General features: G+C 69.9%; 21 protein-coding genes. 14 read left to right on the forward strand and 7 right to left on the reverse strand.

What is annotated here, in order from left to right; all coding sequences use genetic code 11:
* Positions 1 to 7 precede the first annotated feature (7 nt).
* Together AZL_RS29590 and AZL_RS29595 are read left to right on the forward strand one after the other, a co-directional pair.
* Entirely contained in the window at positions 8 to 1324 is a 1317-nt protein-coding gene (locus AZL_RS29590; RefSeq protein WP_012978063.1) for a nicotinate phosphoribosyltransferase, read from the forward strand.
* Between the two features lie 17 nt (positions 1325 to 1341).
* Positions 1342 to 2112 carry an isochorismatase family protein gene (locus tag AZL_RS29595; protein WP_012978064.1) on the forward strand — a complete coding sequence of 257 codons (771 nt, stop codon included), beginning with the start codon at positions 1342 to 1344 and terminating at the stop codon, positions 2110 to 2112.
* Between the two features lie 20 nt (positions 2113 to 2132).
* On the opposite strand, the gene AZL_RS29600 is transcribed toward AZL_RS29595, so the two are convergent.
* From AZL_RS29600 to AZL_RS29610, 3 genes are read right to left on the reverse strand one after another with little or no spacing between them, the layout of a single operon-like run.
* Entirely contained in the window at positions 2133 to 3341 is a 1209-nt protein-coding gene (locus AZL_RS29600) for a glutathionylspermidine synthase family protein (RefSeq protein WP_012978065.1), read from the reverse strand.
* A gap of 4 nt (positions 3342 to 3345) precedes the next feature.
* Positions 3346 to 3942, reverse strand: a complete 597-nt coding sequence (locus AZL_RS33700; protein ID WP_052293808.1) for a DUF1190 domain-containing protein — start codon at positions 3940 to 3942, stop codon at positions 3346 to 3348.
* A 17-nt stretch (positions 3943 to 3959) separates the two neighbouring features.
* The gene (locus tag AZL_RS29610; protein WP_012978067.1) at positions 3960 to 4373 is read right to left on the reverse strand and encodes a DUF350 domain-containing protein; all 414 of its coding nucleotides are present in this window, start codon (positions 4371 to 4373) and stop codon (positions 3960 to 3962) included.
* 217 nt (positions 4374 to 4590) lie between these two features.
* Between AZL_RS29610 and AZL_RS29615 the strand changes: the two genes are divergently transcribed.
* Genes AZL_RS29615 through AZL_RS29635 form a run of 5 tightly spaced genes read left to right on the forward strand, consistent with a single transcriptional unit; the run spans position 4591 to position 10904 of the window.
* Entirely contained in the window at positions 4591 to 5178 is a 588-nt protein-coding gene (locus AZL_RS29615) for a TetR/AcrR family transcriptional regulator (protein WP_148219728.1), read from the forward strand.
* A complete protein-coding gene (locus AZL_RS29620) occupies positions 5175 to 8588 on the forward strand; it encodes an acyl-[ACP]--phospholipid O-acyltransferase (RefSeq protein WP_012978069.1) in 3414 nt (1137 codons plus the stop codon). Before AZL_RS29615 ends, AZL_RS29620 begins: the two co-directional genes overlap by 4 nt.
* Positions 8585 to 9232 carry a CDP-alcohol phosphatidyltransferase family protein gene (locus tag AZL_RS29625; protein ID WP_012978070.1) on the forward strand — a complete coding sequence of 216 codons (648 nt, stop codon included), beginning with the start codon at positions 8585 to 8587 and terminating at the stop codon, positions 9230 to 9232. The genes AZL_RS29620 and AZL_RS29625 overlap by 4 nt, the downstream gene beginning before the upstream one ends.
* Entirely contained in the window at positions 9229 to 9906 is a 678-nt protein-coding gene (locus tag AZL_RS29630) for a lysophospholipid acyltransferase family protein (protein ID WP_012978071.1), read from the forward strand. Before AZL_RS29625 ends, AZL_RS29630 begins: the two co-directional genes overlap by 4 nt.
* 32 nt (positions 9907 to 9938) lie before the next feature.
* Entirely contained in the window at positions 9939 to 10904 is a 966-nt protein-coding gene (locus AZL_RS29635) for a phosphatidate cytidylyltransferase (RefSeq protein WP_012978072.1), read from the forward strand.
* Here AZL_RS29635 and AZL_RS29640 read toward each other — a convergent pair.
* Genes AZL_RS29640 through AZL_RS29650 form a run of 3 tightly spaced genes read right to left on the reverse strand, consistent with a single transcriptional unit; the run spans position 10889 to position 14432 of the window.
* On the reverse strand, positions 10889 to 11077 hold the full coding sequence (locus tag AZL_RS29640) for a hypothetical protein (protein WP_012978073.1): 189 nt from the start codon (positions 11075 to 11077) through the stop codon (positions 10889 to 10891). The two genes, AZL_RS29635 and AZL_RS29640, sit on opposite strands and share 16 nt — an antisense overlap.
* A complete protein-coding gene (locus AZL_RS29645) occupies positions 11074 to 12243 on the reverse strand; it encodes a PepSY-associated TM helix domain-containing protein (RefSeq protein WP_012978074.1) in 1170 nt (389 codons plus the stop codon). Before AZL_RS29645 ends, AZL_RS29640 begins: the two co-directional genes overlap by 4 nt.
* Positions 12244 to 12287: 44 nt before the next feature.
* Positions 12288 to 14432, reverse strand: a complete 2145-nt coding sequence (locus AZL_RS29650) for a TonB-dependent siderophore receptor (protein ID WP_042446216.1) — start codon at positions 14430 to 14432, stop codon at positions 12288 to 12290.
* Between the two features lie 249 nt (positions 14433 to 14681).
* Here AZL_RS29650 and AZL_RS29655 point away from each other — a divergent pair, with 249 nt between their 5' ends.
* From AZL_RS29655 to AZL_RS29685, 7 genes are all read left to right on the forward strand, one after another.
* Positions 14682 to 16001 carry an efflux RND transporter periplasmic adaptor subunit gene (locus AZL_RS29655; RefSeq protein WP_012978076.1) on the forward strand — a complete coding sequence of 440 codons (1320 nt, stop codon included), beginning with the start codon at positions 14682 to 14684 and terminating at the stop codon, positions 15999 to 16001.
* Positions 15998 to 19153 carry a multidrug efflux RND transporter permease subunit gene (locus AZL_RS29660; RefSeq protein ID WP_012978077.1) on the forward strand — a complete coding sequence of 1052 codons (3156 nt, stop codon included), beginning with the start codon at positions 15998 to 16000 and terminating at the stop codon, positions 19151 to 19153. The genes AZL_RS29655 and AZL_RS29660 overlap by 4 nt, the downstream gene beginning before the upstream one ends.
* A 6-nt stretch (positions 19154 to 19159) precedes the next feature.
* Positions 19160 to 22291, forward strand: a complete 3132-nt coding sequence (locus AZL_RS29665) for an efflux RND transporter permease subunit (protein WP_012978078.1) — start codon at positions 19160 to 19162, stop codon at positions 22289 to 22291.
* A gap of 130 nt (positions 22292 to 22421) precedes the next feature.
* The gene (locus tag AZL_RS29670; protein ID WP_247894515.1) at positions 22422 to 22967 is read left to right on the forward strand and encodes an RNA polymerase sigma factor; all 546 of its coding nucleotides are present in this window, start codon (positions 22422 to 22424) and stop codon (positions 22965 to 22967) included.
* Between the two features lie 11 nt (positions 22968 to 22978).
* Complete coding sequence (locus AZL_RS29675; RefSeq protein ID WP_247894516.1) at positions 22979 to 23422, forward strand: hypothetical protein; 444 nt, start codon at positions 22979 to 22981, stop codon at positions 23420 to 23422.
* Entirely contained in the window at positions 23419 to 23925 is a 507-nt protein-coding gene (locus tag AZL_RS29680) for a periplasmic heavy metal sensor (RefSeq protein WP_012978081.1), read from the forward strand. Before AZL_RS29675 ends, AZL_RS29680 begins: the two co-directional genes overlap by 4 nt.
* 244 nt (positions 23926 to 24169) lie before the next feature.
* Positions 24170 to 24424, forward strand: a complete 255-nt coding sequence (locus tag AZL_RS29685; protein ID WP_042446219.1) for a hypothetical protein — start codon at positions 24170 to 24172, stop codon at positions 24422 to 24424.
* Positions 24425 to 24541: 117 nt separating this feature from the next.
* On the opposite strand, the gene AZL_RS29690 is transcribed toward AZL_RS29685, so the two are convergent.
* Positions 24542 to 26590: a methyl-accepting chemotaxis protein gene (locus AZL_RS29690; RefSeq protein ID WP_012978083.1), complete on the reverse strand. Its 2049-nt coding sequence runs from the start codon at positions 26588 to 26590 to the stop codon at positions 24542 to 24544.
* Positions 26591 to 26698: the final 108 nt, after the last annotated feature.

Consider the following 26698-nt stretch of genomic DNA (forward strand, 5'->3'; position numbering starts at 1 on the left):
TCCAGCCATGCTCGTCAATTTCAGCAGCCGCGCCCACAACCACAATTTCGCCACCGACTTCATCGTCCGCTCGCTGCTCGACACCGACTGGTACAAGCTGGCGATGCTGCAATTCATCTGGCGGCATTTCCGCGACGTGAAGGTCCGCTTCAGCCTGATCAACCGCAGCCGCTCGGTGAAGCTGGCCCGGATCATCGACGAGGCCGAACTGCGCCGCCAGCTCGACAATGTCCGTTCGCTGCGGCTGAAACGCTCGGAGGCGGTCTGGCTCCAGGGCAACACCTTCTACGGCCAGCGCGGGATCTTCCGGCCGGAGTTCGTCGCCTGGCTCGCCGACGATTTCGCCCTGCCCGACTACCGGCTGTCGGAGCAGGACGGCCAGTGGCGCCTGGATTTCGAGGGGTCGTGGGCGATGACGACGATGTGGGAGATCTACGCCCTCAGCGTCATCAACGAGCTGAAGACGCGGGCCGCTCTGGCCGCCATGACGGAGACCGAACTCGACATCCTCTATGCCCGCGCCAAGGTCCGGCTGTGGGACAAGATCGAAAAGCTGCGCCCGCTGGCCGATCTCAGCCTCTCGGATTTCGGCACGCGGCGGCGGCACAGCTTCCTCTGGCAGGAATATGTCGTGGAGACGATGGCGGCCGAACTCGGCCCGCGCTTCATCGGCACCTCCAACACCCATCTCGCCATGAAGCATGATCTGGAAGCCATCGGCACCAACGCGCACGAGCTGCCGACGACGGTCGCGGCGCTGGCGCGGACCGACGACGACCTGCGGGCCGCGCAATATGACGTGCTTCGGCTGTGGCAGGAGACCTATGGCGGCGCGATGCTGGTGTTCCTGCCGGATACCTTCGGCTCGACCCAGTTCCTGAAGGACGCGCAGGGCTGGGTGGCGGACTGGACCGGCATGCGGGTGGACAGCAAGGACCCGGTGGCGGCGGGCGAGGAATATATCGGCTGGCTGGAACGCCACGGCCGCGACCCCCGTGAAAAGCGCGTGCTGTTCAGCGACGGGTTGGACGTCGAGGACATCCTGCGGCTCCACCGCAACTTCGCCGGCCGTATCCGCGACGGCTATGGCTGGGGCACCCTGCTGACCTCCGATTTCCGCGGCTGCCACCCGCGCAGCGGCCAGGGGCTCGATCCGCTGAGCCTGGTCTGCAAGGTGACGGCGGTCGAGGTCGACGGCGCCTGGAAGGGGGCGGTCAAGCTCAGCGACAATTACGAGAAGGCGACCGGCCCGGCCTCCGAAATCGCCCGCTACCGCGCCATCTTCGGCACCGAGGGCGTCGCCAACGTCCCGGTGCTGGTCTGACCCTGAGGAGACGCTTCATGACCGATCCCCTTATCAGCAGCCCGGCCATCGCCCCGCCCATTCCCCCTGATGTCGCGCTGGAGACCGTCGCCGCCGCCCTGCCGGTGCGCAGGACCAGCGTCGCGCTGGCCGGCAAGCGGGTCGGCAAGCTCGATGTCGATCCGGTGAACGGGTTCGCCGCCATCGGCGGCGGCAATCTGGCGCCGCCGGTCGCCAACGCCCAGGTCACGCGCATGATCGCCGAGATCGACCGCAGCGACCGGCTGTTCCTCTCGGCGGGATATCCCATCGCGGTGTTCCTCGACACCCATGAGCCGGGCAAGCCCGAACACCCCTACCCGCCCCATTGCGAGGCCGGCACCGGCGAGGAGGAGCTGGTCGCGGAGCTGTCCTGGCTGGACGGCGCCCCCGGCGTCACGCTGATGCGCAAGGACTGCATCAACGGCGTGGTCGGCACCACCGACCTCGCCACCGGCCGCAACCGGCTGTTCGACTGGATCGCCGCCAATGGCATCGAGACGCTGGTGGTGGACGGCATCTGCACCGACATTTGCGTCCTCCAGGCGGTGCAGGCCCTGCTGTCGGCGCGCAACCACGGCATGACCGGCCCGCTGCGCGAGATCGTGGTGCATGAGCCCGGCTGCGCCACCTACGACCTGCCGCTCGCCACCGCCCGCAACCTCGGCCTGCCGGACACCGCGGCCCATCCGCAGATGGTGGCCCACCATATCGGGCTGTACCTGATGCAGGCGAGCGGCGCCGTCATCGCCGACGCGCTTGTCCTTTAGACCCGGTGCCCCCCGCGCCGTCAGCCCACCGCGATCAGATGCGGGACGAAACGGCTGGTGTCGCCGGTGATCAGCGCGCGGTCCTCGCGGATGCCGAGGCCGCAGGCCTTGCCGCCGGCCATCCAGACGCCGAAGACGGCATGGTTGCCGTCGGCCTCCGCCAGCGGCGTGAAGGCTTGGTACACCCAGCCGTCATCGACATAGGGGCCCTCGGTCTGGGCGATCGGCGGGCCGACCGGGAAACCGGCGGCGTCGAGGGTGGCGATGCTGACGTTGCGGCCCTCGCGGCCGAGCAGCGGCTTCGCCACCACCCTGCCGCCGGCGGCGAAGCCGTTGCGGTCGAGCGCCGTCGGCAACAGGTTCGGATGGCCGGGGTTCAGCGCCCACAGCAGGGCGAACAGCCCCTTCGACGCCATCACCATCTTCCAGGCCGGCTCGATCATCCGGATCCGCCCTTCGGCGGCGGCGGCCACCAGCTCGCGGCCGGTCGTCTCCCGGATCATCCAGTCCCAGGGATACAGCTTCATCAGATGCCGGATCGGCAAACCGGCATCGTCCAGGAAACGCCCGGAGGCGTCGTCGTAGCGGATCGCCTGGATCGGCAGCGCCTTGGTGGTCATGCCGGCGCGCAAGGCCAGGGTCTGGAGATAGGCGATGGTCGCCTCATCCTCCGGATGCGGCATCAGGCAGGCGAAATGCACCGCCTCCGCCTGCGACGCCAGGGCGGGAAAGGCCCGCATCCGCGCCTGCCAGCGTTCGACCAGGGCCTCCTCCAGGCTGTTGAACTGGTCGGCGTCGGGATTGGTATCCTGAAGCCAGCACCATTGGGCGACGGCGGTCTCATAGAGCGAGGTCGGGGTCTCGGCGTTCAGCTCCAGCGCCTTCGGCGGCCCGCCCATACCGTCCCAGGCGAAGTCGAAGCGGGCGTAAAGGGCCATGTCCCGCCCCTCACGTTCCGCCCAGCTCGCCTCGATGGCCGGGGCCGCCCAGCGCGGAAGGCCGACCGCCTCGTACAATCCCCGCGTCACGACATGGCCGACCGCCTCCTCGCACAGGCGATAGACCTCCTCGGCCGCCGCCTCCAGCGTCTCGACCTCGGCGAGCGGGAAGCGCCAATGGGCGCTTTCGTCCCAATAGGCGGTGCCGTCGAGCTCGGTATGGAAGGGGAAACCGATCTCCTCGAGCCTGGCCTGCCAGTGCGGGCGGGGGGCCGTCCGGATGCGCTCCATGGCCTCAGCTCCCCGAGAAGCCGCGCGACGAGCCGGTCGAGCCGAAGCCGGCGCTGCGCCCGCTCGTGGTGACGGTGAAGGATTTCCCCGCATCGCCCGAGCCCGGCCGGTAATAGGAGCCGGAGCTGACGGCCACGCCGCCGCCACCCTGACGGGTCTCGTCGCGGCGCCGCGGCGGAAGCGGCGTCTCGGAGATCCGGCTGTTGCCGCTGCGGGCATAGCCCTGGCGGTCGAAATAGACCGGCTGGGCGTAACCGCCCGTCAGGCCGCGGCCGATCATGAAGCCGACCAGCGCCGGAACGAAGACGCTCCCCGTATCGCTTTCCCCGCCCTCATCCGCCGCCCCGTTCGCTGGAGTGCAGGCGCCGTCGCCCATCTCCGCTTCGCAGGCCTCCCGGCTGGCGAAACGGGGAGCGCCCGCCCAATGCGCTTCGCGCGCGTCGGCGAAGGCCTCGGCGCAGTCGCTCGCCGGCTTCTCGGCGGTGCAGGCTTCGACGGAGGGATAAACGGTCGCCTCCTCGGTACCGTCCTCGCCGCAGGCGAACAGGACCGGGCTGATGCCGCCCATCAGCAGGGCCGCCACGGTGCGCGAGCGCTTCATCGGAATCCCTCTCCACATCAATAGGTCAGCGAGCCGTAATTCAGCAGCCCGACGGCGATCGACAGGCTGCCGAGCAGGATGCCGTAGGCGGTGCGGTCGGCTTCGACGCCGGCACGGAAGTCCGGCAGCAGCAGGCGGGAGCCGATGGCGTAGACCAGAAGCTGCGACACCAGCGCGATCACCCCCCACACCGCCAGATCGACGATGCTGGTGGTGTGGGAGGCGACGCTCGTCAAGGGCAGGGCGAAGCCGATCATGGCGCCGCCCAGGGTGAGCGCCGCGGTCGCGTTCCCCCGACGGACCAGGGCCAGGTCGCGATAGGGGGTGACGGCGGTGTAGACCAGGATGAACAACAGCAGGAATCCCAGCATCACCGCCGCGAAAAGCAGGTAGGAGGGAAGGGTTGCCAGGGAATGGAGAACCGACGCCATGCCTTCATCCGACGTTGCTTGACCCATCGCGGAGCGCCGCGTCCTTCGCGGGCATCCGGCACGCCATGATCGCAATGGTGGCGATCATGCAGCACCCGCGCAAAGGTGGTGACCCTTACGCCCGAGCCCGGACGCGCCACCCTATCCTTTTTTTCCGTTGCGCCGGGAAAATGGCTTCGTCACGCTGTGAGTGAACATTCATTCACAAAGGGACATCATGTCCATCGACGTTCGCCAGAAGGTCCGCGACGCCGCCATCGCGCAGTTCGCCCAGAAGGGGGTGAAAGCGACGACGGTGCGCGACATCGCCCGCGCCGCCGGAGTGTCGGAGGGGGCGCTCTACCGCCATTGGCCGAGCAAGGACGAGCTGGCGGGCGATCTGTTCGCGACGGAATACACGGCGATGTCGCAAAGCCTGCGCGACGCCGCCGGCCAGGGACCGGCGCCCGAGCGGCTGCGGCGGGTCATCCACCACGCCTTCCATCTGGCGGAGGCTGCCCCCGACCGCACCCGCTTCCTCCTGCTGTCGCAGCATGAATCGCTGCCCCTGGTGCCCAGGGACCAGGAAACGCCGGTCGACGTGATCTGCGGCATCGTCGCCGACGGCATCGCCGAGGGCAGCATCGTCCCGGCCGACCGCGACGCGCTGTCCCACATCGTCATCGGCGCCATCGTCCTGAATGTGCAGTCGCAGGTCTATGGCCGGCAGACGGCGCCGCTCTCCAGCCTCGCCGGCTCGATCACCGACGCGATCCTCACCGGAATGTCCAAGGTCGGCATGTCCAAAATCGGAGCCGGACAATGAACGCCCCCGCCCTTCTCGCCTCGCGGCGCTTCCTGCCGCTGTTCCTCACCCAGTTCCTCGGCGCCTTCGGCGACAATGTCCTGCGCGGCGCCATCGCCGTGCTGGCGGTCTATGGCGTGGCCGGTGCCGGCCCCCTGAACGGCGCGATGATCTCGACGCTGGCGGCGGGCGCCTTCACCCTGCCCTTCCTGCTGCTGTCGGCCACCGCCGGCCAGCTCGCCGACCGCCACGACCGCACGCTGATCGCCCGCATCGTCAAGCTGGCGGAGATCGGCCTGATGGCCGTCGCCTCCTGGGGCATCGTCGCCGCCGACCTGCCCGTCCTGATCATCGCCCTGGTCGGCATGGGCGCCCATTCGACGCTGTTCGGGCCGGTCAAATACGGCCTGCTGCCCGACCTGCTCGCCCCGTCGGAGCTGAGCGCCGGCAACGGGCTGGTCGAGGCCGGAACCTTCGTCGCCATCCTGCTGGGCACCATCGCCGGCGGCTCGCTCGCCCTGCTCCATGCCTGGGCGGTGCCGGGGCTGCTCGCCGCCTCGGCGCTGGCCGGGCTGGCCGCGTCGCTGTTCATCCCGCGCGCCGGCAACGCCGACCCGGCGGTGCGCGTCGGCCTCAATCCGCTGGCGGTGACGGCGCGGGTGCTGCGCTCGGCCGCCGGCGACCGGGCGTCGATGCGGGCGATCCAGGGCATCTCGGTATTCTGGGGCGTCGGCGCGGTGGTGATGGCGCAATTCCCCTCCATCGCCCGCGAGACTTTGGGCACCGACAGCGGCGGCGCCACCCTGCTGCTGGCGGTGTTCGCCGTCGGCGTGGCAGCCGGCTCGCTGCTCGCCGGCCTCAGCCACCGCACGCCGTCGACCGCCGACGCCGGCCGCGCCGCGCTCGCCGGTCTGGTCGCCGCCCTGGCCGGCGCCGTCCTGCCCCTGCTGACGCCGGCCGCCCCGGCTTTGGTACCGCTGTCGCCGCTGGCGCTGCTGGCCCAGCCCTGGGCGCTGCCACTGCTGGCCGACCTCTTCGTCATCGCCGCCGCCGGCGGCGCCTTCGCCGTGCCGCTCTATGCGTTGATCCAGCACCGGGCGCCGACGGGAACCCGCGCCCGCGTCATCGCCGCCGCCAACGTGGTCAACGCGCTCTTCATGGTCGCCGGCTCGGCCGTCGCCGCCGCGATGTTGGCGCTGGGCTTCTCTCCGCTGGCCGTCGCCTCCCTGGGCGGAGCCAGCATGCTGGCCGCCGTCGCCCTGGCGCTGGCCGTCGATGCCCAGGCTTTGATGCGCGCCGTCTTCCGCGCCGTCTTCAAGCTGGCTTTCCGGGTCGAGGTCCGCGGGGCCGAGCATCTGTCCGGCCTCGACGGCGCCGCCGTGGTGACGCCGAACCACCAGTCCTTCCTCGACGGCGCGCTGCTCGCCGCCTTCCTGCCGGGCATGCGCTTCGCCGTCGACACCCACATCGCCAAGCATGCCCTGGTCAAGCCGTTCCTGGCGGTCGCCGACCATGTCACCATCGACCCGACCAACCCGCTCGGCACCCGCGTGCTGGCCCGCGCGCTCTCCGAGGGCGACAAGGTCTGTGTCTTTCCGGAGGGGCGGATCACCGTCACCGGGTCGCTGATGAAGATCAACGGCGGCCCCGGCATGCTGGCCGACAAGGCGCGCTGCCCGGTGGTACCGGTCTCGATCGAGGGCGCCCAGCGCTCACTGCTGTCGCGCATGAAGGGCCGGCTGCGGCTCGGCCTGTTCCCGCGCATCACCATCACCGTGCTGCCGCCGGTCATGCCCCCGGATGTCGGCGGTCTGGTCGGCAAGAAGCGGCGCGCCACCCTGAAATCCTGGCTGTCGCGGGTGATGACCGAGAGCGTCTTCGCCGCCCGCCCGCGTCCGGAGACGCTGATGCTGGCCCTGCTCGACGCCCGGACCAAGACCGGCGCGCGGGAGGAGGCGGTCCAGGACGGCGACTTCTCCACCCTGTCCTACCGGGCGCTGGCGGCCCGCGCCCTGGTGCTCGGCCGCATCCTGACCGAGGGCACCGGGGCGGACGAGGCGGTCGGCGTGCTGCTGCCGACCGCCTCGCCGACGGCGGCGGTGTTCTTCGGCCTCGCCGCCCATGGCCGTCCGGCCGCGATGCTGAACTTCACCGCCGGCCCCGAGGCGGTGAAGGCCGCCTGCCGCGCCGCCGGGGTGCGCCGGATCGTCACCTCCGCCCAGTTCATCGAGAAGGCCCGGCTCGGCGCCCTGGTCGAGGCGCTGGCCGCCGACCACGCCATCATCCATCTGGAGGAGGTCAAGCGCGGCCTGCGGCTGGGCGACAAGCTGCGGGCGCTGGCGGCGCTGGTCATGCCGGAACGGCTGCTGCCGCCGCAGGGGAGCGGCGACGACATCGCCGCCATCCTCTTCACGTCGGGGTCGGAGGGGCCGCCGAAGGGCGTGGCGCTCAGCCACGGCAACCTGCTCGCCAACATGGCGCAGGTGGCGTCGGTGGTCGATTTCACCCGCCAGGACGTGGTGTTCAACTGCCTGCCCGTCTTCCACTCCTTCGGCCTGACCGGCGGCATGCTGCTGCCGATCCTGAACGGGGTGAAGACGGTGCTCTACCCCAACCCGCGCCATGTCCGGCTGATCCCGGAGCTGGTCTACCAGACCAACGCCACCGTGCTGTTCGGCACCGACTTCTTCCTGAACGCCTGGGCGCGCTCGGCCGATCCTTATGACTATCGTTCGCTGCGCCTCGTCTTCGCCGGGGCCGAGCGGCTTCAGGACGAGACCCGGCGCGTCTACACCGAACGGCTGCGCGTCCATCTGCTGGAGGGCTACGGCACCACCGAGACGGCGCCGGTGATCGCCGTCAACACCCCGGCCCGCTTCCGTCCCGGCAGCGTCGGACAGGCCCTGCCCGGCATCGAGACCGAGCTGGTGCCGGTGCCCGGCGTCGATGCCGGCGGGCGGCTGCGCGTGCGCGGGCCCAACGTGATGAAGGGGTACCTGCATGCCGACCGCCCCGGCGTGATCCAGCCGCCGGCCGATGGCTGGCACGACACCGGCGACATCGTCGAGATCGACGCCGACGGCTTCATCCGCATCGTCGGCCGGGTCAAGCGCTTCGCCAAGGTGGCGGGCGAGATGATCCCGCTCGGCCTCGTCGAGGAGCTCGCGGCGCTGGCCGATCCGGACGCCGGGCATGCCGCCGTCGCCCTGCCCGACGCCAAGCGCGGCGAACGCATCCTGCTGGTGACGACCGGTGCCACGCTGACCCGCGACGCGCTGGCCGCCGCCGCCCGGACCAGGGGAGCGCCCGAGATCGCCATTCCGCGCGACATCCTGCGCATCGACGCCATCCCGCTGCTGGGCACCGGCAAGACCGATTATCCGGCGGTGGCGCGGTTCGCCGCCGAAGCGATCGCCAAGGAGCCCGCATGATGGAGACCAGCACCAACACCGCCACGCCCACCGGAGACCGGCGCCCCATCGCCACCCGCTCGGCCCGCTGGGCGCAGCGGCTGGCGGCATGGCTGACCACGACGCCGGTGACGCCGAACCAGATCTCGCTCCTGTCGGCTGTGTGGGCCATGCTCGGCGGCGCCCTTCTGTTGCAGGGCGGCGGCCCGGCCTGGATCGGCGCCGCGCTCTGCGTCCAGCTCCGCCTCGTCTGCAACCTGCTCGACGGCATGGTCGCGGTGGAGGGCGGCAAGGGCTCGCCGGCCGGCGCGCTCTACAACGAGATCCCCGACCGCGTCGCCGACACCGCCTTCCTGGTGCCGCTGGGCTATGCCGCCGGCCTGCCCTGGCTCGGCTGGGCGGCGGCGCTGGCGGCGATGATGACCGCCTATGTCCGGACCTTCGGCGGCGCCCTTGGGCTGGCGCAGGATTTCGGCGGGGTGATGGCCAAGCAGCGCCGCATGGCCGCCCTCACCGTCGCCCTGCTCGCCCAGACGGTCGAGCATGCGCTGTGGGGGACGGGGTACAGCCTGCTGGCGGCGGTCTGGATCATCACGGCCGGCAGCCTGCTCACCGTCGCGACGCGCACGCTCGCCATCGCCCGCCGCCTGGAGGCCCGGTCATGAGGATCCCGCTTCTCCGCCCGGCCCTTCTGGGCCTCACCCGCCTGCTGATCGGCGCCCGCGCGAGCTGGGAGGGCGGCGGCGCCCCAACCGCCGAGCCCGACGTTCCGCGCCTCTATTTCGCCAACCACACCAGCCATCTCGACACGCTCGCCGTCATGGCGGCCTTGCCGGCGGCGCTGCGGGCGCGCACGCATCCGGTGGCGGCGCTCGATTATTGGGGCGGCTCGGCGCTGCGGCGGACGGTGGCGGTGGGTTGCCTGAACGCGCTGCTGGTCGACCGCACCGGCAAGGCGACGGCGGAGGTGATGGACGCGATGGCGGCGGTGCTGGAAAGCGGCCGGTCGCTGATCCTCTTCCCCGAGGGCACGCGCGGCGACGGCACCGTCGCCCCGTTCAGGAGCGGCCTCTACCACCTCGCCCAAAGGGTGCCGGCCGCCGCGCTGGTGCCCGTCTTCATCGAGAACCTGCACCGGGTGATGCCGAAGGGCATGCCGCTGCTGGTGCCGCTGATCTGCACCATGCGCTTCGGCGCCCCGCTGGAACGGGTCGGGGGCGAGGACAAGGCGGCGTTCCTGGAGCGGGCGCGTGACGCGCTGGTCTCCCTGTCCCGGCCCAAACCCCAATCCGCCTCCCAGCCCGATTCCCAGTCCACCGGCCAACGGACCGCCCGATGAACACCGCGATGAACAGCATGATGACCACCGTGATGGACACCGTGACGAGCTTCCTCACCACCACCGAGCCGTTGTTCCTCTGGCTGTCGGGCGCCGCCCTCGGCCTGCTGGTCGTCGCCACCCTGATCGGCGCCGTCCTCGCCCACCGGGTGCGGACACCGGCCGGACATGACGCCGTGCGCAACCTCAACGCCCGCATCCGCTCCTGGTGGGTGATGGTGGCGCTGTTCGCCGCGGCGATGCTGCTGGGCGGCATGGTGACGCTGGTGCTGTTCGCCCTGCTCTCCTATCTGGCGCTGCGCGAGTTCATCACCCTGACGCCGACCCGGCGCGGCGACCATGCCGGGCTGTTCCTGTCCTTCTTCGTCGTCGTGCCGCTGCAATATTGGCTGGTCGGGATCGGCTGGTACGGGCTGTTCTCGATCTTCATCCCGGTCTACGTCTTCATGGCGCTGCCGTCGCTGGCGGCCCTGGGCGCCGACACCACCGACTTCCTCACCCGCACCGCCAAGGCGCAATGGGGGGTGATGCTGGCGGTCTACTGCGTCAGCCACGCGCCGGCCCTGCTGTGGCTCGACATCCCCGGCCACCGGCTGCCCGGCGCCCTGCTGCTGCTCTACCTGATGACGGTGGCGCAGTTGAGCGACGTCTTCCAGTATGTCTTCGGCAAGCTGTGGGGCAGGACCCGGCTGTCGCCCGGCATCAGCCCGTCCAAGACGGTGGAGGGGCTGGTCGGCGGCGGGCTGACCGCCGTCGCCATCGGCACCGGGCTGCACGTCATCACGCCCTTCTCGCCGCTCCAGGCGGCGGGCATGTCGCTGGTCATCGTGACGGCCGGCTTCTTCGGCGGCTTCGTCCTGTCGGCGATGAAGCGCGATCTCGGCGTCAAGGATTGGGGCACCATGATCGAGGGGCATGGCGGCATCCTCGACCGCCTGGATTCGGTGGTGTTCTCGGCGCCGCTGTTCTTCCACCTCACCCGCTACTGGTTCACCTGACCCGCTCGGCCGGCGGGCCATTGCCGCCAGAGCTTGACCATGCAGATCGCCAACGGCACCGACAGGGCGGCCCAGCTCAGCCCGTCCCAGACACCGTCGCCCAGGATGGCGGCGGCCAGCCCGATGAGGGACAGCAGGGCCAGCCCCGCCGGAACGCGCCAGAGCCCGCTCATGCCCCGCCCCCCAGCCCGGCGGCGGACGCCGCATCCCGTCTGGCGGCGGACGCCGCGGCGCGCCCGGCCGGTTCCCGCCGCGCCCTCGGCCGCTTCAGCCAGACGACGAAGCCGGTCACCGTCACGACGCCGGTGACGATGGTGAACAGCGCCCAGATGATCTGCAACGGCAGGCCGCCATAATCACCGAAATGGAAGGGACCCGACAGCATCAGCACCGTCATGTACCAGGGGGTGCCCGCCGTCTCGGCGACGGCGCCGGTCTCGGCATCGACCAGGGCGACGCTGAGCAGCCGCTTGGTCAGTTCGGTGTGGCCGCGCACCACCACGCTGAAATGGCGGCTGCCGGCATATTCGTTGCCGGGATAGGCGATGAAGGCGATGTCCTTGCCGGGAAAGGCCGCCAGCCCCGCCGCCGCCACCCGGTCGATGGAGACCGCTTCGCCCGTCATCGGCTCGGGATGGCGGGCGGTCAGCGCCGCCAGCTCGGTCTTCTGCCAATAACCGGTGATCAGCGGCGAGAAGGACAGGATTGCGCCGGTCAGCCCGACGACGAAGGCCCAGACCAGCGTCGCCACGCCGAACAGATTGTGCAGGTCGATGCTGCCGATGCGGGGGCCGCGGCCGAAGCGCAGGATGCCGAAGGCCAGCTTCTTCATGAAGGGGCCGTAGACGACCAGCCCGCTGACCGTGCTGACCACGAACAGCAGGCCCATGACGCCGACGAACATCTGGCCGGCGAAGCCGGTGAACAGGTCGACATGCAGCTTCAACAGGAAGCCGACCAGCGTCTCCTCCGGCAGCTTCAGCATCTGGTTGGCGCCGGTGAAGCCGTTCAGCACCACCCAGCGCCCCAGATCGAAGCCGCTCTCCTCCGGCTTGCCCAGATAGATGTAGCTGACCGCCCTGTCCTCGTCATCGAAGGAGATCATCTTGGGCACCAGGGCGGGATCGGCCTTCCGCGCGATGTCCTCCAGCGTCCGGAGGGGCAGGCGGGCCTGCCCCTCCGCATGGCTGCTGTCGAGATTCTCCCCCATCAGAGTCTGGATCTCATGGTGGAACACCAGGATCAGCCCGGTGACGCAGAGGATCAGCAGGTTGGCCGAACAGATCAGGCTGGTCCAGCGATGGACGAGGCGCCAGCCCCGCAGGCTCGCAGGCGTCATGACGGCTTCCTTTGCCAAGGGGGGAGGGGGGACCGCACCGCCGCTTACCAGCGGTAGCGCAGGCCGGCGGTCACCGTCCGCCGATAGCCGTAGGCGCACCATTCGCCGTAATAGCAGGAGGCGACATACTCCTTGTCGAACAGGTTCTTGCTGTTGACGGTGACCTCCGCCCCCCGCAGCTTGGGCGACAGGGCCCCCAGATCGTAGGAGACGGTGGCGTCCACCAGGGTGAAGGACGGCACCTTGAAGCTGTTCGCCGTGTTCACCGTGCCGCCGGTGAAGCGGACACCGGCGCCGACGCCCAGCCCGGCCAGCGGGGTCGCCTCCGGCAGATGGTACATCGCCCAGGCCGACGCCTGATGGCGCGGCACCGCGGCCAGGCGCTTGCCCTCCAGCCCGTCATTGTCCTTGGTGTATGTGGTGTCGAGGAAGGTGTAGGTGCCGATCAGCTCGAGATCCTTGGTCACGCCGACCTTGGCCTCCAGCTCGACGCCGCGCGACCGCGCCTCGCCGCTCTGGACGGAGAAGCCGGGATGGGCGGGATCCCTGGTCAGCAGGTTGCTGCGGGTCAGGTCGAACAGCGCCGCGGTGAACAGGCTGTTGAGGCCGGGCGGCTGATACTTCACGCCGACCTCGTACTGGGTGCCCTTTTCCGGCTTGAAGGGCGCGCCGGAGAAATTGACGCCGCTGCTGGGCGTGAAGGATTCGGCATAGCTGACATAGGGAGCGAGGCCGTTCTCGAAGACATAGGTCAGGCCGGCGCGGCCGGTCCAGGCCTGATCGGACTGGGTGCTGCCGCCGCCGCTCGTGGTCGAAGTGGTCTTCGCCCAATCGCGGCGTCCGGCGACCGTCAGGATGAAGCCGCCGAGCCTCAACTGGTCCTGCAGATAGACGCCGGTCTGGCGCCCGTCGATCTCGGTGCGGCTGGTCGGCGGCCGGGTGACGGCGATGCCATAGACCGGATTGAACACGTCGATCGACGGCGCCGCCCCGAAGCCGGCGGTGTAATGGCCGTCGAGCCGCTGGTGATCGATGCCGGCCAGCAGCGTGTGCCGGACCGGACCGGTGGAGAAGCGCCCTTCGATCTGGTTGTCGAAGGCGTAGGCGTTCATCTCCTCCCGCGAGGTGGCGATGCCGCGGAAGAGGCTGCGGTTGTCCGACGACAGGCCGTTGGCATACAGGCTGTCATAGGCGACCTTGGCGTTCAGCCAGCGCCCGTTCAGCCGGACGGTCCAGACATCGCTCAGCCTCTTGTCGAAGGCGTAGCCGAGGGAGGCCTGGCGGCGGTCGAATTTCTCGAAATTCGGGTCGCCGTCATAGAAATCGACCGGGATCCGGCCCAGCGGGTTGGGCAGCACCGTGCCCTGTGCCGGGATGCCGCCATAGGAATTGCCCTTCGGGTCATGCTGGTAGAAGCCCAGCAGGGTCAGGCTGGTCTCGGCGTCCGGCCTCCAGGTGACGGAGGGGGCGACGGCGATCCGCTGATTCTCCGTCATCCGGATCTGGCCGTCCTCGCTCAGGCCGACGGCGGTCAGGCGGTAGAGGAATTTACCGTCCTTGTCGATCGGGCCGGAGAAATCGGCGGTGCCGCGCCAATGGTTGTCGGTACCATATTCGATCCCGACCTCGTTCAGCGCGGTGGCGGTCGGGCGCTTGGAGACCTGGTTGATCAGGCCGCCGGCCGGCGACTGGCCGTAGAGCACCGAGGTCGGCCCCTTCAGCACCTCCGCCCGCTCCAGCAGATAGGGATCGATCTGGGAGGTGGTGTAATAGAGGGACTGGAGCTTCAGCCCGTTCAGATAGATGTCGGCGTCGAAGCCGCGCACCTTCAGCTGGTCGTAGCGGGTCGCCACCGCGCCGCGCGTCTCCGCCGTGACGCCGGCGGTATAGCGCACCACCTGATTCAGCGTCTGCGCGTTCTGATCGCGGATCTGATCGGCCGGAATGACCGAGATCGACTGCGGCGTCTCGATCAGCGGCGTGTCGGTCTTGGTGCCGGTCGCCTGCTGGTTGGCGACATAGCCGGTCACCGGCGACAGGGCCGTTTCCCCCCGCCCGGTCACCGTCACCGCCGGCATCTGCACCGCGGCGCCATTGCCGGCACCATTGCCGGAGCTTTGCGCCCCCGCCACCGCTGGCACCATCAGGCCGGCCAGCACCATCACGCCGAACGTCGTTCCCTGCGACATCGGGCCACGTTCACCCTGCTTCCCCACTGTCTTGCCCCCAAACACTAATAAGAATCATTCTCATTTCAAAAACCGTCATAGTGCAAATGATTATCATCTTCAATACCTATCAGCGTATGCAGTCCTCAAAAAATCTTCGCGACCCTCCGACGAATCCGCCCAACCGCCCCGTATCAGGGACGGACGAAAAGACCGGGGCGGCCACGCGCGCCGCCCGGTCGAACGTCGGGGCAAGCGTCGGAACAGGTCATGACGATTCGTTGGAAGCCGGTGGTCACCGGTGTTGTTCTCGCCGGTCTGGTCGGCGGCGTCGGCTATGCGGTCCAACAGAAGCTGATGCCCCCGGCGGCGCAGCCGGGCCAGTCTCCCGGTCCGCGCGGCGCGTCCGGGGCGCGCAACAGCGTGGTGGCGGTGCAGGCCGGCACGGTGGCGCGCGAGGATGTGCCGATCTGGTTCGACGGCATCGGCACCGTCCAGGCCTTCAACACCGTCACCGTGCGCGCCCGCGTCGATGGCGAGTTGCAACGCGTCTCGCTTCAGGAAGGGCAGCTGGTCAAGGCCGGCGACCTGCTGGCGACCATCGATTCCCGGCCGCTCCAGGCCCAGCTCGCCCAGGCGGTCGCCAAGAAGGCGCAGGACGAGGCGCAGCTCGCCAACGCAAGGCGCGACCTGGAGCGCAACATGGGGCTGAAGGAATTCGCCTCGCGCCAGACCGTCGACACCCAGCGCGCCCTGGTCGCCCAGTACGAGGCGCAGATCCGCGCCGACGAGGCGGCGATCGAGGCGGTCCAGGTCCAGCTGAACTACACCACCGTCACCGCCCCGCTCAGCGGCCGCATCGGCCTGCGCAACGTCGACCAGGGCAATGTGGTGCGGGCCAGCGACCAGACCGGCATCGTCACCATCACCCAGATCCAGCCGATCGCCGTCCTCTTCACCCTGCCGGAGAAACAGCTCCAGGCGGTGCTCGCCGCCCAGGCGCAAGGGCCGGTCAAGGTCGAGGCGCTGGACCGCGAGGGCCGCCGCCTGCTCGACAGCGGCGGCCTGTCGGTGGTGGACAACCTGATCGACACCGGCACCGGCACCATCCGGCTGAAGGCGGAGATGCCCAACGACCCGCAAAAGCTGTGGCCGGGCCAGTTCGTCAATGTCCGCCTGCTCTCCACCATCCGCCGCGGCGCCACCACCGTGCCCTCCACCGTGGTGCAGCGCGGCCCCCAGGGCACCTACGCCTATGTCATCAAGGATGACCTGACGGTGGAGCAGCGCCCGATCAAGGTCGCCCGCCAGGAGGAGAACAAGGCGATCATCGACGAGGGGCTGACCCCCGGCGAGCGGGTGGTGGTGGACGGCCAATACCGCCTGCAACCCGGCTCCAGGATCCGCATCATCGAGCCGGTCGCCGCGGCGGAACCGGCGGACAGGAGCGCGGATAAGGGAACGCCCGAGACGGCCCCCGCCGGCCAGCCGCAGGACCCGGCCGCCCGCGAAAACCGGCGGCGCGAACACCAGCCGGGAGAAGGACGGCAACGTGACGGGCAACAACGCGAGGGGCGGCAACCCTCATGAGCATCTCCACCCCCTTCATCCTGCGTCCGGTCGCCACCGGGCTGCTGATGCTGGCGGTCGTGCTGCTCGGCCTGCTCGGCTACAGCGCGCTGCCGATCTCCTCGCTGCCGACGGTCGATTTCCCGACGGTGCGCGTCACCACCCAGCTTCCGGGGGCGGCACCCGAGGTGATGGCCTCCTCGGTCACCGCCCCCCTGGAACGCCAGCTCGGCCAGATCGCCGGCATCTCCTCGATGATCTCGACCAGCTCCTTCGGGCTGTCGGTCATCACCCTGCAATTCGACCTCAGCCGCGACATCGACGCGGCGTCGCAGGACGTGCAGTCGGCGATCAGCGCCGCGTCGGGCACGCTGCCCAAGGGGCTGCCGAACCCGCCGGTCTATGACAAGGTCAATCCGGCCGACACGCCGGTGATGGTGCTGGCGCTGAGTTCGGAATCCTTGCGGCTGGAGACCGTCAGCGACGCCGCCGACACGCTGCTGGCGCAGAAGCTGTCCCAGGTCGACGGCGTCGGCTATGTCGGGATCGAGGGGGGCTTGCGCCCCGCCGTGCGCGTGCAGGTGAACCCGGCCGCCGTCGCCGGTCTCGGGCTGACGCTGGAGGATGTGCGGAGCACCATCACCCAGGCCAACGTCAACGCGCCCAAGGGCAGCTTCGACGGACCGCGCCAGTCCTGGTCGATCGGCGTCAACGACCAGATCGAGAACGCCGCCGCCTACCGCCCGGTGATCGTCGCCTACCGGAACGGCGGGCCGGTGCGGCTGTCCGACATCGGCACCGTGGTCGATTCGGTGGAGAACACCCGGCTGGCCGCCTGGCATGACGGCAAGCCAGCGGTGCTGCTGAACGTGCTGCGCCAGCCCGGCGCCAACATCATCGACACGGTGGACCGCATCCGCAAACTGCTGCCCGCGCTCCAGGCCAGCCTGCCGCCGCAGATCCACATGGCGGTGCTGACCGACCGGACGGAGACCATCCGCGCCTCGGTGGTCGACGTGCAGAAGACGCTGGTGCTGACCGCCGGTCTGGTGGTGCTGGTGATCTTCCTGTTCCTGCGCAAGGCCTGGGCCACCGTCATCCCGGCCGCGGCATTGCCGCTGTCGCTGATCGGCACCTTCGGCATCATGGCGCTGTGCGGCTTCAGCCTGGACAATTTGTCGCTGATGGCGCTGACCATCGCGTCCGGCTTCGTCGTCGACGACGCCATCGTGATGATCGAGAACATCGTCCGCCACATCGAGGAGGGCGAGACGCCGTTGCAGGCGGCCTTGAAGGGGGCCAGCCAGATCGGCTTCACCGTGGTCTCGCTGACCCTGTCGCTGATCGCGGTGTTCATCCCGCTCCTGTTCATGGGCGGGGTGGTCGGCCGGCTGTTCCGCGAATTCGCCATCACCCTGTCGATCGCGGTGCTGGTGTCGGCGGTGATCTCGCTGACGCTGACGCCGATGATGTGCGCCCGCCTGCTCAAGCCCGAAACCGAGACCAGGCCCAACGGCCTGTTCCGCTGGACCGAGCGCGGCTTCGACGCGTTGCTGAACGGCTATGCCGCCTCGCTGCGCTTCGTCCTGCGCCACCAGCCGGCGACCCTGCTGGTCACCATCGCCACGCTGGCCGCCACGCTCCACCTCTATGCCGTGGTGCCGAAGGGCTTCCTGCCGCAGCAGGACACCGGCGTCATCATCGGCGTGACCGACGCCGCCGCCTCGATCTCGGTCAAGGCGATGGCGGAGCGCCAGCGCGAGGTCGCCGACATCGTGCGGCGCGATCCCGACGTCGCCGGGGTGGCCAGCTTCGTCGGCACCGGCACGGTGAACGCCACCACCAACACCGGCAACCTGACCATCGCGCTGAAGCCGCGCGACCAGCGAGGCGCCTCGGCGGAGGAGATCATCGCCCGGCTGCGCGCCGCCACCTCCGACCTGAAGGGCGTGTCGCTGTTCATGCAGGCGGTGCAGGACGTGCAGATCGACAGCCGGGTCAGCCGCACCCAGTACCAGTATGTCCTTCAGGACGCCGACCCGCGCGAGCTGGAGAACTGGACCCCGCGCCTGCTCGACGCCCTGCGGGCGCGGCCGGAGCTGACCGACGTGGCGACCGACCAGCAGCCGGACGGCTTGCAGGTCTATCTCGCCATCGACCGCGACGCCGCCAGCCGGCTGCATGTGCTGCCCCAGGCGATCGACGACACGCTCTATGACGCCTTCGGCCAGCGCCAGGTCTCGACCATCTACACCCAGACCAACCAGTACCGGGTGATCCTGGAGGTGGAGCCGTCCTTCCAGATGGACCCGGCGTCGCTGTCCAAGATCTATGTGAAGTCCAGCGGTGGCCCAAATGGAACCACCGTGGTGCCGCTGAACGCCGTGGTGTCGGTGGTGCGCCGGACCGCCCCGCTGGTCATCACCCACCAGGGCCAGTTCCCCTCCGTCACCCTGTCCTTCAACGTGGCGCCCGGCGTCTCGCTGGGGGCGGCGGTGGCGGCGATCCAGGAGGCGCGGGCCGGCATCGGCATGCCCGAAACCGCCACCGCCCGCTTCGCCGGAACGGCGGCCGAGTTCCGCTCCTCGCTCGACAGCCAGCCCTGGCTGATCCTGGCGGCGGTGGTCGCCGTCTACATCGTGCTGGGCGTGCTGTACGAGAGCACGATCCACCCCATCACCATCCTGTCGACCCTGCCGTCGGCCGGCATCGGCGCCCTGCTGGCGCTGATGGCGACCGGGCATGATCTGTCGCTGATCGCGCTGGTCGGCATCGTGCTGCTGATCGGCATCGTCAAGAAGAACGCCATCATGATGATCGACTTCGCCCTGGAGGCGGAGCGTCACCAGGGCATGGCGCCGGAACGCTCGATCTACGAGGCGTCGCTGCTGCGCTTCCGCCCGATCATGATGACCACCATGGCGGCGCTGCTCGGCGCCCTGCCGCTGGCGTTGGAGAACGGCACCGGGTCGGAGCTGCGACGGCCGATGGGCATCGCCATCGTCGGCGGCCTGGTGTTGAGCCAGGTGCTGACGCTCTACACCACGCCGGTGGTCTACCTCTACATGGACCGGCTTGGCGACCGGCTCGGCCGCTGGCTGCGGCCCCGGCGCCGGAAGCCGGCGGCCGAGCCGGGCAACGACGCCTCCGCCGACCGCGCGGCGGCGGAGTAGCCGGCCATGCTGCCCCCCAATCCCCTAGGCAACCCGCTCTCCTCGGCCGCCTCGCTCTCCGCCCTGTTCATCCGGCGGCCGGTCGGCACCGCGCTGCTGATGGTCGGGCTGATGATCCTGGGGGCGGTGGCCTATCGCTTCCTGCCGGTGGCGCCGCTGCCGCAGGTCGAATTCCCCACCATCATCGTCACCGCCTCGCTGCCGGGCGCCAGCCCGGAGACCATGGCGGCCTCGGTCGCCACCCCCTTGGAACGCCGGCTCTCCCGCATCGCCGGGGTGTCGGAGATGACGTCGAACAGCAAGCTCGGCAGCACGGTCGTCGTCGTCCAGTTCGACCTGAACCGCGATGTCGAGGCGGCGTCGCGCGACGTGCAGGCGGCGATCAACGCCGCCGGCGGCGACCTGCCGGCCGACCTGCCGAGCCCGCCCCGGATGCGGCGCATCAACCCGGCCGACGCGCCGGTGATGACGCTGGCGATGACCTCGACCACGCTGGCCCCGGCGGAGCTCTACAATCTGGCCGACAGCGTCATCGGCCAGCGGCTGAGCCAGATCGAGGGGGTGGCCCAGGTCACCATCAACGGGGCGGAGAAGACGGCGGTGCGCGTGCGCGTCAACGCCACCGCCGCCGCCAACATGGGCGTCAGCCTGGACGCGATCCGAACCGTCATTTCCCAGGCCAACGCCAACGGCGCCAAGGGCAGCTTCGACGGCACCCATGAATCCTGGGCGATCGGCGCCAGCGACCAGCTGTTCGACGCCGACGCCTACCGCCGGCTGATCGTGACCGAGAGGAACGGCGCCGTCGTCCGGCTCGGCGACGTCGCCGACGTGATCGAGGCGCCGGAGAACAGATACACCGCCGCCTGGCAGGACGGCCATCGCGCCATCCTGATCAACATCCAGAAGCAGCCCGGCTCCAACGTGGTCGACACGGTGGACCGCATCCGGGCGGAACTGCCGACGCTGCGCGGCTGGATGCCGCCGGGCGTCAGCCTGTCGGTGCGCACCGACCGCACGCCGACCATCCGCGCCTCCATCGACGACGTGCAGAAGACGCTGGCGGTCACGGTGGCGCTGGTGGTGATGGTGATGGCGCTGTTCCTGCGCCGGCTGTGGGCGACGGTGATCCCGGCGGCCTCGGTGCCGCTGTCGCTGGCCGGCACCTGCGGCGTGATGTGGATCGTCGGCTACAGCCTGGACAATTTCTCGCTGATGGCGCTGACCATCTCGGTCGGCTTCGTGGTCGACGACGCCATCGTCGTCATCGAGAACATCGTCCGCCACATCGAAAAGGGCGCCAGGCCCTTCGAGGCGGCGGTGGCGGGAACCCGGCAGGTCGCCTTCACCGTGGTGTCGATCAGCCTGTCGCTGGTCGCCGTCTTCATCCCCATCCTGTTCATGGGCGGCATCCAGGGCCGGCTGTTCCGCGAATTCGCCGTCGTCCTGTCGGTCGCCATCGCCGTGTCGGCGGTGGTGTCGCTGACCCTGACGCCGATGATGTGCGCCCATCTGCTGCGACCGGAGACGGAGCGCGGGCCGACCGGCCGCCTCGGCCGCGCGCTGGGCTGGGTCGGCGACCGGCTGTTCGGGCTCCATGCCGGCGGGCTCGACTGGGTGCTGGCCCACCGCCGGGCCATGCTGCTGGCGACCGCCGCCATCATCGGCGTCAGCGTCTGGCTCTACGGACAGGTGCCGAAGGGCTTCGTGCCGCAGCAGGACACCGGCCTCTTGATCGGCTTCAGCGACCCGCCGCCCGACATCTCCTTCCGCGCCATGGTGTCGCGCCAGCGCGCCCTTCAGGACGCGGTGGCCGGGGATCCGGCGGTGGACAGCGTCGGCGGCACCATCGGCGGCGGCGGCCCCGGCGGCACCTATTCCGGCCAGATCGTCATCGGGCTGAAGCCGAAGGACGAGCGCGACGACCTCGCCACCGTCATCCAGCGGCTGCGCCAGCGCGCCGGCAAGGTGCCGGGGGTGCAGCTCTATCTGACGCCGGTGCAGGACATCCGGGTCGGCGGCTTCCAGGGGCGCAGCCAGTACCGCTACAGCCTTCAGGACGCCGACATCTCCGCGCTGAACGAGTGGGCGCCCAAGCTGGTCGACAAGATGCGCACCCTGCCGGAGTTGGTCGACGTCGCCAACGACCGCCAGAACGGCGGCGTCCAGGCCAACGTCATCGTCGACCGCGACGCGGCGTCCCGCCTCGGCGTGTCGCTGAGCGCCCTGGAATCGACGCTTTACGACGCCTTCGGCCAGCGTCAGGTCTCGACCATGTATCTGATGCAGAACCAGCACAAGGTGGTGCTGGAGGTCGAGCCGTCGGAGGCGCTCGGCCCCGACGACCTGAAGCGGATCTTCGTGCCCGGCCGCGGCGGCATGGTGCCCTTGTCGGCGGTGTCGCGCGTCGTCATCGGCAACCAGGCCGCCAGCATCCAGCACCAGAGCGGCTTTCCGGTCGCCAACCTGACCTTCGACCTCGCCCCCGGCGTCTCGCTGTCCCAGGCGACCGAGCTGATCCAGCGCGCGGCCGAGGACATCGGCATGCCGGCCAGCATCCGCGCCGGCTTCCAGGGCGACGCGCGGGCCTTCCAGCAATCGGCCTCCAGCCAGCCGCTGCTGATCCTGGCGGCGCTGATCACCATCTACATCGTGCTGGGCGTGCTGTACGAAAGCCTGATCCACCCGCTGACCATCCTGTCGACCCTGCCGTCGGCCGGGCTGGGGGCGCTGATCGCGCTGATCCTGACCGGCTACGACCTGTCGATCGTGGCGCTGATCGGCATCATCCTGCTGGTGGGCATCGTCAAGAAGAACGCCATCATGATGATCGACTTCGCCCTGGAGGCGGAGCGGACGCGCGGCCTGTCGCCCTTGGAGGCGATCCGCGAGGCCGGGCTGGTCCGCTTCCGCCCGATCATGATGACGACGATGGCGGCGCTGCTCGGCGCGGTTCCGCTGGCCTTCGACTATGGCACCGGCGGCGAGATCCGCCGTCCGCTCGGCATCGCCATCATCGGCGGGCTGCTGGTCAGCCAGATGCTGACGCTCTACACCACGCCGGTGGTCTATCTGACGCTGGAACGGCTGGCCCTGCGGCGCCACCGCCGCGCCGCCATCGCCGCGCCCGCGGAATAGGGGGGGGCGGATGGGTGCCCTGATCCTACTCCACCCGCCAAGATCCCCTCTCCCCTCCGGGGGGAGAGGGAACTGGCACCCCCTCGCCCTCTTGGGCATAGTTCCCGCCCACGGCAGGAGCGGAGCCCCGGTGGCGGAGGACAGCGACGACGCGTTGATGGCGCGGGTGGCCGGCGGCGACGCCGCCGCCTTCGACCGGCTGGCCGCCCGCCACATGCGCCGGGCGGTGGCGCTGGCCCAGCGGATGACCGGCAACCCGTCCGACGCCGACGAGATCGCGCAGGAGGCGTTCCTGCGGGTCTGGCGGCATGCCGGCCGCTGGGACGGGGCGCGGGCCGCCTTCACCACCTGGCTCTACCGCATCGTCATGAATCTCGCCATCGACCGCGGCCGCCGTCCCGGCTGGTCGCCGCTGCAAGAGGCCGGCGATCCGCCCGACGAGCGGCCCGACGCCCTGACCCGCATCGCCGAGCGCCAGACCGCCGAACGCGTCAACCGGGCGCTGGCCGCCTTGCCCGACCGCCAGCGCGCCGCCGTCCTGCTGTTCCACCAGGAGGGGCTCAGCCTGCGGCAGGCCGCCGAGATCCTGGCGATGAGCGAAAGCGCCTTCGCCTCGCTGCTGGCCCGCGCCCGCGCCGCGCTGAAGACCGCGCTCACCGTCTCCGAGATCCTGTGAGGGAGGATGCCATGACCGACGAAGACTTCCTCCGCCATCTGGACGCGTACGGCGCCGCGCCGGAGCGCTGGCCGCCGGAGCTGCGGGCCGATGCCGAGGCGGCGCTCGCCCACTCCCCCGCCCTGCGCGCCGCGCTGGAGCGGGCACTGGCCTTCGACCGGCTGATCGGCGGCCCCACCCCGCCGGTGGAGGACGCCCGCGTCGCCCGCCTGTTGTCGGCGGTCGGCGCCACGGTGCGCGGCCGGCCTCAGGAAGGCGTGGTCATGCTGCTGCTGGGCCGGATGCCGCGGCCGAGGGTCGCCGGCTTCTGCGCCGCCCTGCTGGCGCTGGGCTGGCTGGCCGGCGGCTGGCTGGAAGGCCAGCGCGCCGTCCCCGGCGCCGCCAGGCCGCACAGCCAGGAACTGGCCCTGCTGAACGACGAGGTCGTCACCCTGTTCGACGGAGAGTCCCGATGAGCGGTTTCGCCCCCCGGACCAGCCCGTCGCCGCCCTTGGTCAACCGCCTCCGGCGGAGCCTGACCCTGCGCCGCCTGGCGCTGATCTCGCTGGCGCTGAACCTGTTCCTGGGCGCCATGCTGGCCGGCACCATCGGCAAACCCGCGCCCCCGCCCTACCGGCCGATGCCCGACCGCTTCGTCGAACATATGGCCGCCGGCCTGTCCGATGCCGATGCCGCCCGTCTGCGCGCCGCCTTCGAACCGCTGCGCCCGCGCTACGACGCGCTGAGCCAGGACTATCGCGAGGGGGGGCAGCAGGTGCGCGGCCTGCTTCAGGCGGAGCCGGTGGATTTCGACTCCTTGAACGCCGCGATCGCCGACGCCCGCGCCAAGCACCGCCAGATCGCCGAATTGACCGAACAGACCGTGCTCTCCGTCCTGCCCGACCTGTCGCCGCCCGGACGGCTGCGGCTGGTCGGCGGATGGGGGACCGCCGGCATGGCCGATGCGCCTAAAAAATAGGCAAACCCAGTCATCCACAGGCCGGATGGGCTGGCCGGAAGGGTGCGGATGATTCTGTTCGGGGATTGCGCACACATCTATCCACAGATTCTGTGGAGAAGAAAACCGGGTTGGATTTTATCCACACAAATTCACATTCTATCATCCCCAAGTTTTATCGCCCGTCTTCCCATGGTGCCTTGTATCCACCGCCGATCCGGCATATCCAAAAGACGTGGATCAGCAAGATTGGTGGGGGATCGTCATGATCGGAGATCCGTTTCATCCAAAGAAGGCGACGATCTCTTTGCGGGTCGACCGCCGGATCAAAGATGTCGCCAAGAATTACGCCCGTCAGCGCCAGACGCCTTTGGCCGAGGTCATGCGCGACCTCTTGGCCCGCTATGTCGCCGAATGCGCGCGGGAGAATGCCCAGGCGACCCCGGACCTGTTGAAGGACCTGCCGGCGCAATATGTGGATTTCGCAAAGCTGGAAGGGCTGATGGTCCGGCGGGAGTAGGCCCGCCCGTCTCAAGCGGGCGGGTCCGCCCCCATGCATCGACGCCGGCCCCGCCGCCAGACCACCTTATGCCAGTGGCTTTTGAGCCCGATGGGGCGGGCCGCTGGCATCATCCCCTCAGGCCGCCCGCACCGTCGCGATGAAGCTCGTCACCTCGTTGCGCAGGCGTTCCGCCTCGGTGGCCAGCGCCTTGGAGGTGCCATGGACCCGGCCGGCGGCGTCGCCGGTCTCATGCACGGCGGTGCTGACCCCGGCGATGTTGCTCGACACCTCCTCGGTGCCCATCGCCGCCTGGGCGACGCTGGCGGCGATCTCGCGGGTGGCGGCGGCCTGTTCCTCGATGGCGGCGGCGATGGCGGTGGTGATCTCGCTCATATGGCCGATGGTCTGGCCGATGCCGCCGATCGCCCGCTGGGCGCCGCCGGTGGTCTGCTGGATTTCCTGAACCTTGGCCTGGATCTCGTCGGTGGCCCTGGCGGTCTGGTTGGCCAACTGCTTGACCTCGCTGGCGACAACGGCGAAGCCCTTCCCCGCCTCCCCCGCCCGCGCCGCCTCGATGGTGGCGTTGAGCGCCAGCAAATTGGTCTGGGCGGCGATGCCGCTGATCAGTTCCACCACCGCGCCGATCTGCTCGGCGGCGGCGACCAGATCGCGCATGGTGCGGTCGGCGCCGTCGGCATCGGCCACCGCCCGGGTGGCGATGCGGGTGGAATTCTCCACCTGCTGGCCGATCTCCTGGATCGAGGCCGACAACTCCTCCGTCGCGGTGGCGACGGTCTGGACATTGGCGGAGGCCTGTTCGGAGGCCGAGGCGACCAGGAGCGAGCGCTCGCTCGCCTCCTGCGCGGTGGCGGTCAGGGCGGTGGCGGCGTCACGCATGCCGGTGGCGGCGTTGGCGACGGTGTCGACGATGCCCTTCACCGAGTGTTCAAAACTGTCGGCCATCCGCATCATCGTCTGGCGGCGCTGGGCGGCGGCCTGCCGCTCGTTCTCCTCCTGCGCCTCGCGCATCCGCGCGATCTCCAGCGCGTTGGTCTTGAAGATCTGGAGCGCGCGGGCCAGCGCGCCGATCTCGTCGCGACGCTCATGGTCGGTGACGATCACCGCCAGATCCCCCTCGGCCAGCCGCCCCATCTCCCGCGTGACGGTACCGAGCGGCCGGGTGATCGCCCGCGAGATCGCCCAGGCCATCAGCAGGCCCAGCAGCACCGCCGCCACCGTCACCACCGAGCCGCGCGTCTCCGCCGTCGCCACCGAGGTCGCGGCCATGTCCTCCAGCTGCGCCATCACCTCGGCGGAGCGGGCGCGGATCATGCCGATCTTGTCGTTGATCTCGTTACCGGCCTTGCCCAACGTCTCGCTGTTGAGCGACGTCAGCCGGTCGCTCAGCGCCGCGATGCGGTCGATGCCGGCGGCATAGGCGGGCATCCTGGCGACCGCTTCGGCCAGCCTGGTCTTGACCGGGCCGTCCGCCATGCCGTCGCGCAGCGCCTGGGCCTTCGCCGTCACCTCGGCCATGTCCTTGCGGATGCGGACCAGGTCCTCGGCCTTCAACTCCGCCACGAAGCGGGCGACCAGCACGCGGACCAGCAGGAACTGTTCGCTGACCTCGCCGGCCCGCACCGTGGCGTCGAGATCGCCGGAGGTCCTCTGCGCCCTGACCGTGTCGCTCAGCGTGCGGCGGATGTCGGCCCCCAGCGTGTTGACCACCGAGGCGATGATGGAGTCGCGCTCCGTCCGCGCCGCGACCATCTGGTCGAAACCACCGGTCAGCGTCGGATAGAGGGTGGTGACGTCCCGCACCGCCTGGCTGTCGGCCGGGCTGGTCATGCGCGTGGCGGCGCTCTCCAGTTTTCCGCGGAGTTTCTCCACCTCGCGGCGGAAGCGGTCGGCCACCGCCGGGGACCCGCTGGACACGAATTCCTGGGCCGCCCCCAGGGCGTCGGAAATGCTGTTGTCCGCCTCCCCCATCGCCATGGCGATGTGCGACTGGGCGGCATAGCGGCGCAACGCGTCGTCGCTCGACCGCAGGCCCGTCCAGGACACCGCCCCGAGCCCGACCAGCAGCGCCAGCGTGACGCCGAAACCGGTGTAGATCTTGGTCGCCGTGCGCAGATTGGCGAAGGGGCTGACCTTGTGCGTTTGGGCTGGGCTGGTGGCGTTCATGCTGGCGTCCTCGTCTTCTGACCCCGGAAAGGGTACGTCCGGATCATTCCTGTGACCGGTTTTCGACGGGTCATCCTACAAGAAGGATGCCAAAGCCTCCTTAATGCC

It is taken from the genome of Azospirillum sp. B510 (genome assembly GCF_000010725.1).
Taxonomy (GTDB): domain Bacteria; phylum Pseudomonadota; class Alphaproteobacteria; order Azospirillales; family Azospirillaceae; genus Azospirillum; species Azospirillum lipoferum_B.